The sequence below is a fragment of the Pseudoduganella rivuli genome (assembly GCF_009674485.1).
Lineage (GTDB): Bacteria > Pseudomonadota > Gammaproteobacteria > Burkholderiales > Burkholderiaceae_D > Rugamonas > Rugamonas rivuli_B.
This window is the reverse complement of sequence record NZ_WKJJ01000023.1, coordinates 86,712-103,753: the sequence shown is the minus strand read 5'-3', so window position 1 is coordinate 103,753 and position 17,042 is coordinate 86,712. Positions and strand designations below refer to the sequence as shown.

Below are 17,042 nucleotides of genomic sequence, written 5' to 3'. Positions count from 1 at the left end.
ATGAACCTGTCCCGCTATAACATCCGTACCCGCCTGAACGCAGCGTTCGGCATCATGGTCGTGCTGCTGGTGATCGTCATTGCGGTCGCCTTCGCCCGCTTCACGGCAATCGACCGCGACAACCGCCACATGCGCGAATTCGACTTCGTCAGCGCGCGCGCCGCCAATACCGTCGATGCGCTGGCCCGTGAAAACGCGGGCCGCACCCTGGCCCTGTTCATCCTGCCGGACAAGGCCCAGCGCGGCCAGTTCTACGGCATCATCGACGCCAACAAGAAAACCATCGAGGAAGCGCTGTCGGCCATGGAAAAAACCGCCGATACGCAAACCGACAAGGATGGCCTGGCCCGGATCCGCACCGCCCTGGCCACGTACACCACCGCTTATATCAAGGTCGCGGAACTGGTCGAGGAAGACCGCAAGGACGACGCGGCCAAGCAAATGAACAGCGAAGCGTTCCCTGCCCTCAATACGCTGCTGGAAGCCACCAAGGCCATGGCGCAAACGCAGATCGCCGACATCGACAACGCCAGCAACAGCAATGAGCGCGATATCGCGTTTTCGCGCGGACTGATGATCGCCATCGGCGTCGCCGGCCTGGCGCTGACGGCGCTGCTGTCGGTGCTGATCACCCGCTCGATCACCGGTCCGCTGGACAAGGCCGTCAATGTGGCCAAGAACGTGGCCGACGGCGACTTGACGGCATCGATCGCGGTCGACGCCAACGACCGCACGGAAACCGGCGAATTGCTGCTGGCCTTGCGCCATATGAATGAAAGCCTGTCGATGACGGTGTCGGGCGTGCGCGCCAGTTCGGCCACGATTTCGCGCGCGTCCAGTGAAATCGCCAGCGGCAATATGGACTTGTCCGGCCGCACGGAATCGCAAGCCAGTTCGCTGGAAGAAACCGCCAGCTCGATGGAAGAACTGACGTCGACCGTCAAGCAAAACGCGGACAACGCGCGCCAGGCCAACCAGCTGGCGATCTCCGCTTCGTCCGTGGCGCAACAGGGTGGCCAGGTGGTGTCGCAAGTGGTCGAGACCATGGGGTCGATCAAGGAAAGTTCGAGCCGCATCGTCGACATCATCGGCGTGATCGACAGCATCGCCTTCCAGACCAATATCCTGGCGCTGAATGCTGCCGTGGAAGCGGCCCGCGCCGGCGAACAGGGCCGGGGCTTTGCCGTGGTGGCGTCGGAAGTGCGGTCGCTGGCGCAGCGTTCCGCGTCCGCCGCGAAAGAAATCAAGACGCTGATCGGCGATTCCGTGGACAAGGTCGACAGCGGCGCCAAGCTGGTCAACGAAGCGGGCCAGACCATGGAGCTGATCGTCACGTCGGTGCGCCAGGTGGCCGACATCATGGGCGAAATCACGTCCGCCAGCCAGGAGCAGAGCGCCGGCATCGAGCAAGTCAATGAAGCGATTTCGCAGATGGATGAAATGACGCAGCAAAATGCCGCCCTGGTGGAACAGGCGGCCGCGGCGGCGCAATCGATGCAGGACGAGGCGGGTACGCTGGCACAGTCGGTCAGCATATTCAAGCTGCTCGGGGAAAGCGCGGTAACGCCACCTCCTGCGCCCAAGGCGGCGTCCAAGCCGGCCTCCGCGCAGCGGCAGCTGGCGGTGAAAGCGCCGGTCAAGGCGGCGCCGGAGAATGACGGCTGGGAAGAGTTTTAAGCGCTTGAACAGCCATGCATGCGCCACGTTGACGGATGCATGGCGGCTTGATGAACCCAAGCCGCCCTACGGAGTAACGCCTCGCGCAATCAAACGGAACGGCCTGTCTACTTGCGCCGGCAACCGGCGCGGTCTATCCCCATATCCAGGTTCTGGTAGCGGATTTCATACTTCCCCGCCATCAGCTTGTCCACCACCAGCGTATCGCGCGGCTGCACGTACGCATAGCGCACATTGGACTTGCGCTCCAGGTCGAACACCTTGATGAACACGGCGGACGTATTGTTGCTGTTGTCCAGGGTCAGCTGCATGTCGTCGCCCTTGTTGCCGATCGGGAAACCGTCCACATAACCCGATTGCGCGGGCCACGCTTCGCCATTCGGCGCCACCAGGGTCGGCTGGTCCGCTTCGCAATCCTGTTGCGCCGAGGGGCCCGGTAACACCACCTGCGACAGCGCCATCACCTTGATGGCAGGGGGACGCGCGGCGGCATCCGGTACATGGGGTTTCACGACGGCCCAGCTGTCGGTCAGCGGATCCGGCTTCGGCTGCACTTCCGCCGGACGCAGCGGCACATGGGCGCTCACCATGGTCGCGCTTAATTCACTCTTGCCGCCCAGCGCGGACGCCAGCGCGGCTTGCAAGCGGGGTTGTCCCGCCGACAGCACGCCGCCGATCCAGCCGCCGATAATGCCGACACCCAGCGCCACGCCCCACTTCCAGTTGCGGCGCAAACGCGATTTCACGGGGCGCGGTTCGCCCACGTGGCCCGGCCAGTGTTCGCCGCGCGCGGCCGGCCGGGTTTCACCATCGTCGTGCGTGCTTTCCAGCCAGCCGATTTCCCATTCCTCGGCCGCGATCCATTCGTCGTGTTCCTTGCGCTTTTGCGGATCCGACAGCGTGCCGTAGGCGGTATTAATGATCGCCATGATGCGCGCAGCCTTGTCATCGCCCGGGTTTTTATCCGGGTGATATTTCTGGCTCAGCGCCTTGTAAGCTGCACGTATGACTTCCTGCGGCGCCATGCGGGACACCTTCAGGTTGTCATAGTGAGAATGTACTTTTCCCATCGTTACGTTCGTTGTTGGAGCTGTGCGCCGCGCGGCAGGATTGCCACGCCCGGCGAAATATCATAGCGGATTCCCATTGCCAAGGCGCAGCGAACACGGCAGGTAAACGGTGCTATTTCTTCATCTTACAACTTGTGAGTGCGGTCTGCGGCAGCAATTTGCGGCGGCAATTCGATGTTTTTCCCGACAATCAGCACCTTGAACAATTCGCCCATTTCCGCCGGCGATAACAGCTTTTGCACGGCGTTGGCTTGCGGCAAATACGCTTTGGCGTCGGCCGGATCGGTGCGCGTCAACAAGTCGCCGATTCCCGCCGACAACAGGAAGGAAGCCTGATTCATATAGCCCAGCACGTCCGCGCCGGCATCCTGCGCGGCAATCGCCATGGCCGTGAAATCCACGTGGGCGGTGATGTCCTGCAAGCCCGGCAGGTAGAACGGTTCCCCGTGCGCATGGTGGCGGTAATGGCACATCAGCGTGCCCGCATCGCGCTGCCCCAGGTAATACTCGTGGGCCGGGAAACCATAGTCGAACAGGAAGGCTGCGCCGTTGTTTCCACGCGACAACATTTGCCCCAGGGTGGCCATGAACCCGCAACCGGCGCCATGCACTTCCGTCGTGTAGCCGTCGGCCAGGTATTCCTGGTCAGGAATTTGCGCGGCAATTTGCGCGGCCAGCGCGGCGCCCGGCTCCCGTTCGACATAGGCGAATTCGCCGTCCGCCACCGTCACGTACAGTTCGCGCCAGCCGTGCGCGGTTTTCTTCACCAGTTGCACGGGCATGGCGTCCAGCACTTCATTGCCGAACACCACGCCTTCAAATGACTCCGGCAAGGCATCGAGCCACTGGACTTGCGGGAAGGGCGCCAGCAGCGCTTGCTGGCGCGCGCGCAATTCGCCGGACAGTTCGACGATGGCATACGACGCCACGGCAATGCCGGACGCTTGCGCCTCGGTCAGGATATCGAATGCGAGTTTGCCGGTGCCGGCGCCGAATTCGAGGATATTGGGCGCACTTTGGGCGATAATAGCGCCTGCCAAATGCGCCAGCGTGGCGCCGAACAGTGCCGACATTTCCGGCGCCGTAGTAAAGTCGCCATCTTTTCCCAGCTTGGCGGCGCCGCCGCTGTAATAGCCGAGGCCGGGCGCATACAGCGCCAGTTCCATAAAGCGGGAAAATGGGATGGCTCCCGCGTTCGCGCCGTCCTGCTGCGCGATTTCCGCGGCAATCAGGCGTTGCAGGGCTTGGGACGCTTCCAGCGCGTCAGGGGTGGGTGCAGGTAAGGACATCCCGGCATTGTAGATTATGTTGACCACGGACCATGAATTTGACCACCGCCATACCCGACTCTGAATCCCCCCGCGTCGCGCTCGTGACGGGCGCCGCGCGCCGCATCGGCCGCGCCATTGCCCTGGGCATGGCGCAGGCGGGCTGGGATATTGCCGTGCATTACCGGCATTCGCACGCGGAAGCCTTGCAAGTGGTGGAGCAGATCCGCGCACTGGGCCGGCGCGCCGTGGCGCTGCCGTGCGACCTGTCCGACGAAGCCCGGACCCGGGCGCTGCTGCCGCAGGCGATCGCCGCGCTCGGCCCCGTCCACTGCGTGGTCAACAACGCGTCGCTGTTCGACTATGACAGCGCCGCCGACTTCACGCAGGCCCGGCTGGCGTCGCACATGTCGGCCAATGTGGCGGCGCCATTGCTGCTGGCGCAGGCGCTGCATGCGGCCACGCAAGATGGTCATCAGGCCGTGGTTATCAATCTGCTTGACCAAAAACTGTACAATCTCAATCCCGACTTCCTGTCCTATACCCTGTCCAAGGCTGCGCTGCATACGGCGACCACCTTGCTGGCGCAGGCCTTGGCGCCGAAATTGCGCGTGGTCGGCATCGCGCCAGGCATCACCCTGGTGTCCGGCGACCAGACCGAGGAAGGGTTCGCCAACGCGCACCAGCAAACGCCGCTGGGCCGCTCCAGCACGCCGGACGACATCGTCCAGGCCGTGCTGTATGCAGCCCGGGCCGCCGCGCTGACCGGCAGCACCTTGCTGGTCGATGGCGGCCAGCACTTGATGGCCTTGCCGCGCGATGTGATGTTCCTCGCCAAGTAATTACAATTTTTAGTAGAAAGTTCAACCATGTTGTCCGCCCTCACCCACCCGCGCCTGCAAGACTGCCGCCGTTTATTCCTTCGCGATTACGAAGTGATGATCAACATCGGCGTGCACGAATTTGAAAAGAAGGGCGAGCAGCGCGTCCTCATCAACGTCGACCTGTACATTCCGCTGGCCGTCTCCACGCCGCATGCCGATGAATTGCACGAAGTGGTCGACTACGACTTCATGCGCGACACCATCGCGCGCCGCATGGCGGAAGGCCACGTGCACTTGCAGGAAACCCTGTGCGACGACGTGGTCAAGGCCATGCTGGCCCACCCGCGCGTGCGCGCCGTGCGCGTATCGACCATGAAGCCCGACGTGTACCCGGATTGCCTGGGCGTGGGCGTGGAAGTGTTCAGCATCAAGGATGACGTGTAATGAATGCCGTAATTGACAACCTGCAGGCGGCGGAGACCCCTGCCACCGGCAAATCCGCCGACAAAATCGCGCGCGAAGACCACAAGCTGCACAAGCGCCTGTGCCGCCTGGTGGGCCAGGCCATCGGCGACTTCAACATGATTGAAGAAGGCGACAAGGTCATGGTGTGCCTGTCCGGCGGCAAGGACAGCTATGCCTTGCTGGACATCCTGATGACGTTGCGCGAACGGGCGCCGATCAATTTCGACATCATCGCCGTCAACCTGGACCAGAAGCAGCCGAACTTCCCGGCCGACGTGCTGCCGCGCTACCTGACGGAACTGGGCGTGGCGTTCCACATCGAAAACCAGGATACGTATTCCATCGTCAAACGCCTGATCCCCGAAGGCAAAACCACGTGTTCGCTGTGCTCGCGCCTGCGGCGCGGCATCCTGTACCGCGTGGCGGATGAACTGGGCGCGACCAAGATCGCACTGGGCCACCACCGCGACGATATCCTGGAAACCTTCTTCCTCAACATGTTCTTCGGCGGTAAGCTGAAAGGCATGCCGGCCAAGCTGGTGTCCGACGATGGCAAGCACGTGGTGATCCGCCCGCTGGCGTACGTGAAGGAAGAAGACACGGAGCGCTACGCGCAAGTGAAAAACTTCCCGATCATTCCTTGCGACCTGTGCGGCTCGCAGGAAAACCTGCAGCGCAAGCAAATCAAGGCCATGCTGCGCGAGTGGGAAAAGAAAACGCCGGGCCGCGTGGAAAACACGTTCTCGGCCCTGTCGACCGTGGTGCCGTCGCACCTGATGGACCGCGATTTGTTCGGCTTTGCCGAGATCAAGGCCGATGGTGTGGCCAATCCGCTGGGCGATATCGCGTTTGATGAAGAACCGTGCTCGACGCCAGCCACGGTGCCGGGCATCATTCCGCTGCAGCAGGGATAAGCGCAGCGAAAAGCGCCCGCGTGCGGGCCGTCAGTCTTCCGACGGCTCCGCCAGTTTGATGCGCGAGCGCGCCAGCTTCCAGTCGCCGCCGCGCGTCATGTCATCCAGGCTGCGCACCGACATCGTCGGCAGCGCGGCAAAATTGCCGTCAAACGCACCCAGCGCCGCTTCCATCGCCGCGGCTTTGCGTTTCTGCTCGTCATACAACGCCGCCGCCTGTTCCGGCGTGGCGGCGTTGGCAAAAACCGGCGCTGCGCGTGGCGCAACCTCGCCATCAGGAATGCCGTCGAGGCTGGTGCTATCGGTGCGGGTCATGGTGTTACCTCTTCAAAGCTGCGGATCTGGATAATGCTGGACGATGCTGGAACTCAGTATCAAATTACTATTAACTAATTGATAATTTGATTTCCAATTTTACCAGCAATTATCCGATGCGACCCAGAGTGTCGCGCCAATGACAATGATTAGAGTCAACGCACCACGGCGCTGCGCAGCACCGGATACAGCTGATAGCGTTCATCCCACGACGCGTGGCGGCGCGCAAAGAAGTCCAGGCGGGCTTCCGGATTGGCGGCAAACGCGGGATCCGTTTCCAGCTTGCGCTTGAAGGCCGCCGCCAGTGCCGGATCGGCCGCCAGCTGTTCGCGCGCCACCTGTTCCGCCACGTACTCTTCCATGTATTCCTTGCGCTCGTAAGCCGTGTTGAACACGCCCCACGTGTGCAGCGAATCGGCGCTCAGCGGTTCGAGCATGGCCACCACCAGCCGCACTTTCGGCTGCGCGGACGGCACGAACAGCGCGCCCTTGCCGACGTCGCGCTGTTCCGCCTTCCATGCCCCCGTCACCGTCACCGACTGGTGGCCTTCGAACGATTGCGCATTGAATTTCATGGTGTCGGCGCGGAACGCTTCCACCGCGACCTTGCCCAGTTCCTTGTCCAGCACCTTGTACGTGATGCCGTGCTGTTTCAGCTTGGCGCCGATCTGTTCCGCCCACGCGGCCGGCACGATATAGCCGCCTGCGGGCGCCGCCACCTGCAAGTCCGGCACCACTTCGTCGCGCAGCGGCACAGTCCACATTTGCGGTTTGCTCTCGTCATAGCGGGTCCACAGCGCGCCCGACACGTCGGACGGCGTGCGCGTGTATTCATAGCCGGCGAACTGGATCAGCCGCACCTTGTCTGTCGCCTTGTAGCTGAGGGGAACCGGCTGGCCGCCCAGCGCCAGCGCGCGCTGGTCCGCTTCACGCGCCTGTTTGCTCCACACGGCGCCGTGGGCCGCCACCTGCGACAACAGCGACACGATGGTGTTGCGCGTGATGCGCACGCGGGTTGGATAGTCTTTCCACGAATGGGTTTCCACCAGCATGGCAAAGCGGTTACGCAGCGGGAAATAACCGGTCGAGAAGCGGGGTGGCGCCATGCTGTCGACAAAGCCGGACGTGGGATCGTCGGTCTTGTCGAACGAAATATAGAAATGCTTGGGATCGGAACCCGCCGCGCGCAAGTCCGCCATCACGGCGTCGCGCAGCGCCACGCCGGATTGCATCAGCGCCGCATCGCCGCCGTGCACGGGTTCGACCTGGATCGACACGTCCGGCTGGAACTTGGCGCCATCGGTGACGTGCAGGTCGATATACGCGAGCGGATCCCACTGGTTGACCAGCGCCAGCATGGCTTGCATCTCGGGCGCGTCCGCTTTCACGTAATCGCGGTTCAGGTTGTAGTTCTGCGCCGTGGTGCGCCAGCCCATCTCGACCGGGCCGCGCTGGTTGGGGCGGTTGTTCGGGCCGAAACGTTCATGGCCATCGACGTTAAACACGGGGACGAACAGCAGCACCTGCTTGTCCAGCGCGCCCGGCGCCGCCTTGTTTTCCAGCGCTTCGCGCAGCGCCAGGAAACCGGCGTCCTTGCCATCGATTTCACCGGCATGGATGCCGCCCTGCACCAGCAGCACCGGCACGTTCTGCTTGCGCGCCTGCGCCGCCGTCAGCGCGCCCGTGCGCGACACGGCCAGCGCCAGCATCGGCCGCCCCTCCGGTGTGCGGCCGAACTCGAAGCAGCGCACGGCCTTGGGATAGGCTTGCTGGAAGGCGCGGCACAGCCGCTGCACTTCGTCATAACGGCCCGTGGCCTGGAAACCCGAACGTTCGGAGACAGTCGTCAGGGCAGGTTGGGAAAAGGCCAGGGGAACAGCGGCGGACAAAGCGAGCAGCAGGGCGCAGCGTTTCATCAAAAAGTCTCCGGAGGTTGATAAAGATCAAACAGCCGGAAATTATAGACAAGCAAACGATACCTTGCTCAGCCGGTGCGGAATGGCTGGCGCACCGGCAGCAAAATGCGGAAGGTGGAACCCGCCCCCGGCGTGCTGTGGACTTCCATATTGCCGCCATGGCGCTGCACCACGCCGCTGGCAATGGCCAGGCCCAGCCCCGTTCCTTTCACCTTGGTCGTGTAAAACGGTTCAAAGATACGCTGCTGTACTTCGGGCGGAATGCCTTTGCCATTGTCCGCCACTTCCAGCCATACCAGGCCGTGGCCGGAACGTCCCGTGCGGATATGGATGACACCGCGCTCGCGTCCCATGGCTTGCGCCGCGTTGACCAGCAAATGCATGACGGCCAGGTTCAGGTGCGATGGCTGGCATTCGATTTCCGGCAAGTCGCCATATTCCTTGACGACGTCGGCGCGTGCGCGCAGTTCGCTGGAGGCCAGGTTCAGGGTGGCGTCGATGCCGCGGTGCAGGTCGCTCCATTGCCACGGCTCGGCGGTATTCACGCGCGAAAAATCCGTCAAATCCGACACGATCGCACGCACCCGCTCGATCCCGAGGCGGGAATGGTCCATCAGCACCGGCACGTCGTCCTGCAGGAAGTCGAGCTCCAGCCGGTCGTACAGCTGGTCCAGGCGCAGCCGCGCCGGGCTGTCCGGCATGGCGCCGAATTCCTTGCCGTAGGCGGTCAGCATGGCTTGCATGGCATTGAAGTATTCCGCCAGGGTCGAGAGGTTGGCGTACACGTAATCCATCGGCCCGTTGATTTCATGGGCAATGCCGGTGGTCAGCTGCCCCAGCGACGCCAGCTTGTCCTGCCGCAGCATCTGGTTTTCCAGGTGCTTGCGTTCAACCATCTGCGATTCCAGCGCCGCGTTGGTGCGGCGCAGTTCCGACGTCCGCTGCAGCACTTCATCTTCCAGCCCGCTCATTTGCAGCGACGCGCGCAGGCTCATGTTCCACTTGGCGGTCAACGTGCAGGCCATCTGGCTGACTTCGATACTGTCGAACGGTTTCTTCAGCACCAGCAAACGGTCGCGCACGTCGAGGCGGCGTAACATCTCCGCCCACGAGTAATCCGAAAAGGCCGTGCAGATAACGACTTGCAATTGTGGATCGAGGCGCCACAGCCGCTCGATGGTTTCGATACCATCCCAGCCGGGCGGCATGCGCATGTCGACAAAGGCCAGCGCAAACGGCCGTCCCGCCGTCAGCGCTGCATCCACCCTGGCCACGCCTTCCTGGCCTTGCAGCGCAAACTCCACCTCATATTGCGCGGCAGCCGCACCGGAGGCCGGCAGTGGCGGGGCATCGTCGAACAGCGCCATTTCCAGCGCCGCCACTTCGCTGCGCGCGGACGGCGCCGGGCACAGGATCTTGCGGAAATCGTCGTGGATCGACGGCATGTCGTCGATCACCAGCACGCGCAGGTTGGGCGCCAGTTTGATCATGCTCGGCCATCCTTCCGCTGTGCCGGCAAGACGGGCAACTCCAGCGTGAAGATGGCGCCCTTGCCGGGACCATCACTGTGCGCTGTCAGTACACCATTCATTTCACGGGCGGCGATGGCGCAACTGTGCAAGCCATAGCCATGGCCGCCGCGCCGCGTGGTGTAGCCATGGGCGAAGATGCGCGTCAACTCCGCCGCCGCGATGCCGACGCCCGTGTCGCTGACGCAAAACCGCAGCCGGTCCGGCGCGGGCTGGTCCAGCGTCACCGTGATGTCGCGGGGTTCCGGCCGGCCTTCCATCGCGTACTTGGCATTGCTGATCAGGTTCAGCAAAATCATCAGCGTACGGTGGCGGTCCAGCGGCAATACCGGCATCGCTTCCACCTCGCGCCGCACCGTCACGCCGTGCCGTTCCAGCGCATCGGCGCTCATGCGCAGCGCATCGTCCAGCAGTGCCGCCGGCGCCACGTCTTCCGACAAACTGGCCACGCCCGCATACGATTGCTGGATCGCGACAATTTGCTTGATATGTTCAACGCTGGACATCAGCGACGCCACTTCCTCGGCAATGCTGTGCTGTTCTTCCGTCAGAGCATCGGACAGCTTGGCAAGATAGGCAGGCAACAGTTTTCCTTTCGGATCTTCGGACAGGAACGTGGCAAGGTCGCCATCGGGCCGGTCCATCAGGCGCACGGCGCGCGCCAGGCCGGACGCTTCCGATGCCTGCACCTTGTGGCCGATGACATTGGCCGACACATTCACACTGTTGAGCACATTGCCGACATTGTGCAGCACGTTGGTGGCAATTTCCGACATGCCGGCCTGGTGTGCCGCCACCAGCAAATCGGCCTGCGCCTGTTCCAGTTCGCGCGTGCGGTCGCGGATGCGCTGCTCCAGCTCTTCGTGCAGCAGCGACAAATGGTGATTGGCGGTTTCCAGCTCGGCCGTGCGGTCGCGCACGCGCTGTTCGAGTTCCAGGTTCAAATGCTTCACTTGCTGTTCCGCCTCCTTGCGCTCGGCAATTTCACGGCGCAGGTTCTGGTGCACGGTTTCCCATTGCGCGGGCCCCGGCAACGCAACGGCCGCCGGCAGCAAGGCCCCCAGCGCGATGGCCGTGCCCACGGAGGCGATGGCCGTCACCACTTTCACCATGCCAGCCACGAGGTAATCCGGGCGCCACAACGTCCACAGGTTCATCACGTGGGTGGCGCCGCACGCGAGGATAAAGACGCCGAACAGCACGAACATCCAGCTGAACTGCAAATCCTGGCGCTGGCGCACCAGTTTCAGCAAATACGCGGGAATCACGAAATACGCCAGCGACACCACCAGGTCCGCCCCCGCATGCAGCCATAGCAGGCCGGGTTGCCACGACAGGCAATAGCCATGCGGATACAGGTTAAATGCCACATCCGACCAGTTAACCATTGTCGCCTCACGAGCGCTGATTTGCGCTGATTTGCGCAGGATTGCACGGGCAGCGTTGCAACGGCTTACCCGGGAGTAAGCCATTCTACAATGTAGCTACCGGCGGCAAATACCGTCCGTTGTTTTTGTCACTCAGGGCAGCGGTCAGAAGCCGCGAATGGCGATTTCGCTGACGGGATGGCGAACCGGCACCGGCTGCGGCGCCATGCCGCCGGCCCTGGCGCGCACGCTGGCCGCGCTGCACTTGCCCGTGCGGCGGTAATGCAGCGCCTCCGCCAGCAATGCCTCTTCCGGGTCGCCCTGCGCGCGGGTAAAGTCATCGGCCACCTGGCAGGTCGGCGCAAACCCGTCGCCATAATCGCCAAAACCCTTGTGGTTGACACCCTGCAGCTGGATCGTGAAGTACGTGGTGCCGCAATTGGGCGTGGGATAGAACGCATACGGCTTGCCGCACGTCTGGCCGCCGATCAGGTTCACTTCCACATCGATGCCGCGCAGGCTGTTGATGATGGATTCGCTGGCCGAGCACGTGCCGGGGCCCGTCAGGATGGTGACGCGCTTCAGGTTCAGCGAGGGCAGCGGCTTCAGGTAAGGGGCGGGTTTGGGTGCGTTCAGGCCCATCGACAGCGGCAGGAAAATCAGCGGCGTTTCCGGCTTGCCCTTGCCATTGTTGAGCGTCAGTTCAAACGTCTTGCCGGTCGTCTGCGCCGATCCGGCAATCATGTACGCCACTTCGCTGGCCACGGCCAGCAAGCCGCCGCCGTTATAGCGCAAGTCCAGCACCAGGTCATCCACGCCCGCTTGCGCCAATGCCTTGAACCCTTCGATCAATTGCAGTTCCGATACCACGTTGTGGCTGTTGAACGTCATGTAGCCGACTTTGCCGGTCGACGTTTCCAGCACCCGCGTATTCTGCACCGGCGCCACGTCGACTTTCGCGGCCTGCATGAAGACCATCAGCTTTTGCAGGCCACGGGAAAAGATCATTTCATGGGTGTCGCCCGCCTTGGAGGGGAACAGGCCCGCGTTGAGCAGATCGACCGTTGCGCTGTCGCCCGCCCAGACGAAATCCTGGTAATCGACCTGGTCGAGCCGGTCGCCCCGCTTCAGTCCCGCCTTTTCCGCGGGAGATCCCGGTGCAACGGAAGCGATGCGCCACTCGCGGGGAATATTCGGCGCGGCATTGCGCATGAATGACAAGCCATAGCCCAGTTCCACGCCGCGCGACAGTTCGTCATATTTGGCGCTGTCATAGGTGAAGTGATAACGGTCCTTGGGCTTGCCGCTGGCGGTCAGCGCCGGGGTCTTGAGGACGGCAAAGTAATCGGCGGCGGTCGCGTAGCCGGCCGGGTCCGCGCCGGGGATTTCGTTGTACCACAGATAAGTTTCATCGCTCCACAGGCGCAGGAAGGTTTTTTCATCCCCCATCGTGCCCTGGCGGTCCGGGTAGTAATGCGTGGCGTCCGCGACACGGGGCGCCGCGCACAGGTGCTGGTAAGCCGCCGATGCGGGCAGCGATGCTTCCGCCCCCGCCATGACACGCTGCACGGCGGCCACCTGTTCGGAAGTGGCCTGGCTTTCGGCAGGCACGGCGCCACCCTGGCGCTGTGCGTTGACACGACCGGATTGATCGGCGCCGCCGCAGGCGCTCAACAAGGCTGCGGCGGCCAGCGCCAGCGCGGAAAAATATGCGATCTTCATCCACGCATTATAGGGTGGCAGACTGGCCTTGCCACCCCGTTGTTACATTACGTTGCTAGCGGAAATACGGCCGTTCGCTGGCAAATAATAAACGCTTGCTTGCCAGCCGCCAGGCGGCAGGCGCCTTGTCGCCCGCTAGCACCAGCGCCGCGCTGTAGGCCAGCATGCGCGCTTCCGGATGGGTTCCCTGCAGCAGGGATTCCGCCCCCTGCCCTTTGCCGGCGCGCACGGCGTCCAGGAACGCGCTGATACGGGGCTGTTCCGGGCCGAAACGGGCGCGGGCCGCATCCAGGTAGGGCGCAACGGGCGCGCCATGCTTCATGGCGAGCGCCACGGCCACCCAGATGGTCGCCTCATCCATGCCCTGGTCGGGCGGCAATGCCAGCGCGCGTTTGATGGTTTCCTGCCCGGCGCCGTCCGATGCCGCCGTCAGGCGCAGCACGCGCGCTTTTTCCGGCACGTCATCGGTCAGCGCCAGCGCGGCGGCCAGCGCCCCCTTGTTCAACTGGGCGTAGGCGCGGGTCGGGGCGTTGGTCTCGCCATAACCGTCTTCCAGCGCCGACAGGTGCCGCAGCCGGGCCGACGCGGGCGACAGCGCCGCAAAATCCATCCAGCCCCGCTGCAGCCGCTGGATACGCGCCAGCATCAGGCTTTGTTCCGCCGCCAGCGATGGCAATTGCTTGCGTGCGAAGTCGACGTGCGCTTCCGCCGCCGCGAAGTCGCCGTTGCGCAGCAAATCCCAGCCCACCGCATTGCGCAGCCAGGCATTGTTGGGCCAGCGCTGCGCCGCCTGGCGGAACGCCGCATCGTTTTGCGGGCCGTCCGGCGCACAGCGCAAGGCCAGGTAAGCCAGGTCCGCATTGTCGGGAGCGGCCCTGGCGCGCGCGATGTGGCGCGCACACACGGCCGCGTGCCCGCCACCCGCCGCATCCTGCTCCATCCGCAACAGGACCACGTCGTCCGGCGCCGCCCGCACCCGGCTGGCCAGCAGTTCGGCGCCCGCCTTGCTGGTCTCCGGAATCCCCGCGGCATACGCCAGCCATTCCGCCGTGGCGGGCCGGCGCGTCTCGTCCCAGCGCGCGTGCAACAGGATGACGCGGTGGCGCTCCGCGTCATCGGGCAGCAATTGCACCTGCTCCGACGGCGCCAGCGCCGCCATCCCTTCCAGCACCGTGCGGGTACTGCCGCTGCGCGACGATACTTTTTCCGGCGGCTTGGCAAACAGCACGTCGGCGTGGCTGCCCAGCCAGCGCGGGGCGCCCAGGCGGCGGTCCGGCACCTGCCCCGCGCGGCCATAGGTGGCGGTCCATTCCATCAGTGGCGCCGCGCCCGCGACGTTGTAGACGGCCGCGCCGCCCGCATCATTGGCGTCGAACTGTTCGATCAGGCGGCCGTTCGCCGTGTAGGCGGCCAGCTGGTGGCTGTCTTGCGGCGCGATGGGCAGTTGCGCCGTCGCTTGCGGCGCCACCGTGGTTTCATGGCCATCCGCCACCACCCGCACCGCCGTACCCAGGCCGTTATAGACCGTCAGGGTGGCGTCGCTTTGCTGGCTGCCGGCCCCCAGCACCAGGGCGACGATGCCACCCGCCGCCGCCAGCCGCGCCGTGGCAGGGGCGATGCCTTCCGCTCGCAGGAAGCGGGCCCACAGCCCAAGCTGGGTCTGGCGTTCCCGTTCACCGCCCTGTGGCAGCAATTCATAGCGGCCCGGCACGCGCGACGGTTCCGGCGCGGTCTCCGCAGTGACTTCGGAGGCGGCGCCCTGGTGCGCCTGGCGCGCCACCTGGGTTTCCGTCAGCAGCAATTGCTCCAGTGCGGCGGAGCGCACCGCCAGCAAGACGCCGGTCGCATGGCCCACCCAGCCGCCGATCGCCCCCATCCAGTCATTGAGATTTTCCCGCTCCGCCTGCGGCAGATGGAATTCACCCAGCATTTCTTTCCAGTTGCCCTGCAATTCCAGGCGCGCCACCAGCTGCGCATCGAGCACCACGCCCGTACTTTGCTGGTACTGCAATTCCAGCAGCAGGTGCAAGGCATTGGCGGCGCCCTGGATACGCGCAATGCCCTTGTCCGACACGCGGCGCGTCGCGGTTTCCACGCCCGTCGCATTCAGCAGGAAACCATACGCGTCCGACAAATTGGCTTCCGTATGCTCGCAGTAATGCAGCAGCGCCAGCAAGCCGTTCAGGTAAGCGTCCCAGCCCCCGCCCAGCCGCGCGGCGGTCGCCACGTGCCAGCTGCGGCAACGCAAGTCATGCGCACGCAGGCGCGCTTCCACGGCAGCCATGTCTTCCTTGACTTGCGCCAGCGCGGCAGGCAAGTCCTTGCGGCGGTATTCGGCGCCGCGCACATGGATACTGCGGCCGTGCAATTCCGCGACACCCGCCACCAGCGCCTGCAACTGGTCCCGCTCATCGGCCAGCGCGCGCAATTGCGCCACGTCCGCGCGCAGCGACGGCGGATAAAACTGCGATGCGTCGCCCTCGGCGGCGGACTCCGGCGCCACCAGTTCCGACGCCCTGGCCACATGGCGCGTCAGCGCGCGGCCGAAATAAATACCGCAATAACGGCGGTGGTATTGTTCGCGGCGGTATTGCTCGCCCAATTTGCGCAGCGACGTTTCCAGGTCCGTCTCGTCCAGCGGCGGCGCATCGGCCGCGCGCCCGTCCAGCAATTGCGCCGTCATGCGCTGGCGCAGGCCGGCCGGGTCGTCGAACAGCGACCAGGCGCTGGTCTGTTCGATCGCCACCGGCACGTAGACGCGCTTGGCGTTGGCTTCCCGCTCGTGATTGAGCGGGTGGGTCTGCCACATTTTCGGCGGCTGGGCGAAGCTGGTCTTGAAAACACGGTGCGATTCCGGCTGCTCGGCCGGCACCTCGGGCACGCGGCCATACAGCGGGTCGTCCAGGATGGCGGCCATGCGCTGCGTGATATGGCTTTGCACGGCAAACGCGTCGCGCGTGGCGCGCTTTTCCGCCGCTTCGCCATGCACGAACGACACCGCGCGGCCCCAGGCGTCATCGGCCGCGTTCAGGCGGTGCAGCGCATGCACCAGCGCATCGCTGCCCGTCAGCGACACAGCCACCAGGTCGGCCTGCATTTCCATTTCGCGCGACAGCGCGCTTTGCATGGCAATCACCACCCGGAACGCGGATTCCACCAGCGAGCGGATCGCCCACACCACCAGTTGCAGCAGCCACGCAAACAGGCGCAGGCGGATATCGATGCGGCCCAGGCCATCGAGGAAGCCATCGAATTTATCGCGGTGCGATACCAGGTGCGTGGCCACCTGCTGCGCCACATAAGCCCAGCGTCCCACGGCCATCGACCGCTGCGCGAAGTGGCCGAATTCATGCGCCAGCACGGCGCGCAACTCGCCCAGCGGCAGTACGTTCACCAGCGGCAAGCCGATTTCCAGGTTTTTCCTGGATGGGAAAATCAAGTTCAGCAGCGACAGATCGTAAAACACGGCCGCGTTGACCCGGTTCGACAGGAACACCCGGTGCGGACGCGGCGCGCCGGCCTGGTCCGCCAGGCCATGCAGGAAGGCGAACAGTTTCGGCTGCTCCTTGGCCGTCACTTCCGTCAAGCCTTCCGGCAGCGGTTTGCGGATCGACAGCACGGCTTTCAGCATGAAGAGGCCGAAGAACGCGGCGCACAGCGCGCCCACGCCGAGCCAGAAGCCGTTGTTGCCGGAATGCTGCACCACCAGCACCAGCCGGTACGCGGTCCACAAGAACCAGCCGGCCATGGCGAAATACAGCAGCACAAAACCCAGCAGGCCGGCCACGGCCAGCCGCGCGCTGCGCTTGTAAGCGGCGGAAGGTTGCGTCAGGCGCTCCAGCAAACCCTCCGGCGCCGTCGCCAGGGTGGTGGAAGTAGCGGTGGTGTCGATGATCATCTCCCATGTGTCCAATGGGAAATTGTATTGGATAGTTAGCGGATTGACTATTTAAAAAAACAACACCGGCAGCCGCC

At 64.1% G+C, this 17,042-nt stretch carries 12 protein-coding genes; 4 read left to right on the top strand and 8 right to left on the bottom strand.

Translation table 11 applies throughout. The annotated features are described in order from the left end of the window. Positions 1 to 1,677: a methyl-accepting chemotaxis protein gene (locus GJ700_RS35925; protein WP_154380652.1), complete on the top strand. Its 1,677-nt coding sequence runs from the start codon at positions 1 to 3 to the stop codon at positions 1,675 to 1,677. A 107-nt stretch (positions 1,678 to 1,784) separates the two neighbouring features. Here GJ700_RS35925 and GJ700_RS29135 read toward each other — a convergent pair whose 3' ends face one another. Next, complete coding sequence (locus tag GJ700_RS29135; RefSeq protein ID WP_154380650.1) at positions 1,785 to 2,747, bottom strand: J domain-containing protein; 963 nt, start codon at positions 2,745 to 2,747, stop codon at positions 1,785 to 1,787. 125 nt (positions 2,748 to 2,872) lie between these two features. Then, positions 2,873 to 4,036, bottom strand: a complete 1,164-nt coding sequence (locus GJ700_RS29130; RefSeq protein WP_154380648.1) for a class I SAM-dependent methyltransferase — start codon at positions 4,034 to 4,036, stop codon at positions 2,873 to 2,875. A gap of 32 nt (positions 4,037 to 4,068) precedes the next feature. Here GJ700_RS29130 and GJ700_RS29125 point away from each other — a divergent pair, with 32 nt between their 5' ends. Genes GJ700_RS29125 through ttcA form a run of 3 tightly spaced genes read left to right on the top strand, consistent with a single transcriptional unit; the run spans position 4,069 to position 6,218 of the window. Then, the gene (locus tag GJ700_RS29125; protein ID WP_154380646.1) at positions 4,069 to 4,857 is read left to right on the top strand and encodes an SDR family oxidoreductase; all 789 of its coding nucleotides are present in this window, start codon (positions 4,069 to 4,071) and stop codon (positions 4,855 to 4,857) included. Positions 4,858 to 4,884: 27 nt separating this feature from the next. Next, a complete protein-coding gene (locus GJ700_RS29120; RefSeq protein WP_154380645.1) occupies positions 4,885 to 5,283 on the top strand; it encodes a dihydroneopterin aldolase in 399 nt (132 codons plus the stop codon). Beyond that, a complete protein-coding gene (gene ttcA / locus GJ700_RS29115) occupies positions 5,283 to 6,218 on the top strand; it encodes a tRNA 2-thiocytidine(32) synthetase TtcA (RefSeq protein WP_154380644.1) in 936 nt (311 codons plus the stop codon). The genes GJ700_RS29120 and ttcA overlap by 1 nt, the downstream gene beginning before the upstream one ends. 30 nt (positions 6,219 to 6,248) lie before the next feature. Here the strand turns inward: ttcA and GJ700_RS29110 are convergent, their stop codons facing one another. The 6 genes from GJ700_RS29110 to GJ700_RS29085 all read right to left on the bottom strand — a co-directional run bounded on the left by GJ700_RS29110 (position 6,249) and on the right by GJ700_RS29085 (position 16,965). Further along, positions 6,249 to 6,533: a hypothetical protein gene (locus tag GJ700_RS29110; RefSeq protein WP_154380643.1), complete on the bottom strand. Its 285-nt coding sequence runs from the start codon at positions 6,531 to 6,533 to the stop codon at positions 6,249 to 6,251. A gap of 155 nt (positions 6,534 to 6,688) precedes the next feature. Further along, positions 6,689 to 8,449, bottom strand: coding sequence for a M14 family metallopeptidase (locus GJ700_RS29105; RefSeq protein WP_154380641.1), 1,761 nt, complete (start codon positions 8,447 to 8,449; stop codon positions 6,689 to 6,691). A gap of 68 nt (positions 8,450 to 8,517) precedes the next feature. After that, the gene (locus tag GJ700_RS29100) at positions 8,518 to 9,939 is read right to left on the bottom strand and encodes a hybrid sensor histidine kinase/response regulator (protein ID WP_154380639.1); all 1,422 of its coding nucleotides are present in this window, start codon (positions 9,937 to 9,939) and stop codon (positions 8,518 to 8,520) included. Further along, the gene (locus GJ700_RS29095; protein ID WP_229507312.1) at positions 9,936 to 11,366 is read right to left on the bottom strand and encodes a sensor histidine kinase; all 1,431 of its coding nucleotides are present in this window, start codon (positions 11,364 to 11,366) and stop codon (positions 9,936 to 9,938) included. Before GJ700_RS29095 ends, GJ700_RS29100 begins: the two co-directional genes overlap by 4 nt. A 144-nt stretch (positions 11,367 to 11,510) precedes the next feature. After that, positions 11,511 to 13,067 carry a S41 family peptidase gene (locus GJ700_RS29090; protein ID WP_154380636.1) on the bottom strand — a complete coding sequence of 519 codons (1,557 nt, stop codon included), beginning with the start codon at positions 13,065 to 13,067 and terminating at the stop codon, positions 11,511 to 11,513. A gap of 55 nt (positions 13,068 to 13,122) precedes the next feature. Further along, positions 13,123 to 16,965, bottom strand: coding sequence for a M48 family metallopeptidase (locus tag GJ700_RS29085; protein WP_154380634.1), 3,843 nt, complete (start codon positions 16,963 to 16,965; stop codon positions 13,123 to 13,125). Between the last annotated feature and the right edge of the window lie 77 nt (positions 16,966 to 17,042).

What these genes read in the sequence shown, in the direction of transcription:
- GJ700_RS35925 (WP_154380652.1), top strand. Translation starts at nt 1, where the DNA reads ATGAACCTGTCCCGCTATAACATCCGTACCCGCCTGAACGCAGCGTTC.
- GJ700_RS29135 (WP_154380650.1), bottom strand. Translation starts at nt 2,747, where the DNA reads ATGGGAAAAGTACATTCTCACTATGACAACCTGAAGGTGTCCCGCATG.
- GJ700_RS29130 (WP_154380648.1), bottom strand. Translation starts at nt 4,036, where the DNA reads ATGTCCTTACCTGCACCCACCCCTGACGCGCTGGAAGCGTCCCAAGCC.
- GJ700_RS29125 (WP_154380646.1), top strand. Translation starts at nt 4,069, where the DNA reads ATGAATTTGACCACCGCCATACCCGACTCTGAATCCCCCCGCGTCGCG.
- GJ700_RS29120 (WP_154380645.1), top strand. Translation starts at nt 4,885, where the DNA reads ATGTTGTCCGCCCTCACCCACCCGCGCCTGCAAGACTGCCGCCGTTTA.
- ttcA (WP_154380644.1), top strand. Translation starts at nt 5,283, where the DNA reads ATGAATGCCGTAATTGACAACCTGCAGGCGGCGGAGACCCCTGCCACC.
- GJ700_RS29110 (WP_154380643.1), bottom strand. Translation starts at nt 6,533, where the DNA reads ATGACCCGCACCGATAGCACCAGCCTCGACGGCATTCCTGATGGCGAG.
- GJ700_RS29105 (WP_154380641.1), bottom strand. Translation starts at nt 8,449, where the DNA reads ATGAAACGCTGCGCCCTGCTGCTCGCTTTGTCCGCCGCTGTTCCCCTG.
- GJ700_RS29100 (WP_154380639.1), bottom strand. Translation starts at nt 9,939, where the DNA reads ATGATCAAACTGGCGCCCAACCTGCGCGTGCTGGTGATCGACGACATG.
- GJ700_RS29095 (WP_229507312.1), bottom strand. Translation starts at nt 11,366, where the DNA reads ATGGTTAACTGGTCGGATGTGGCATTTAACCTGTATCCGCATGGCTAT.
- GJ700_RS29090 (WP_154380636.1), bottom strand. Translation starts at nt 13,067, where the DNA reads ATGAAGATCGCATATTTTTCCGCGCTGGCGCTGGCCGCCGCAGCCTTG.
- GJ700_RS29085 (WP_154380634.1), bottom strand. Translation starts at nt 16,965, where the DNA reads ATGATCATCGACACCACCGCTACTTCCACCACCCTGGCGACGGCGCCG.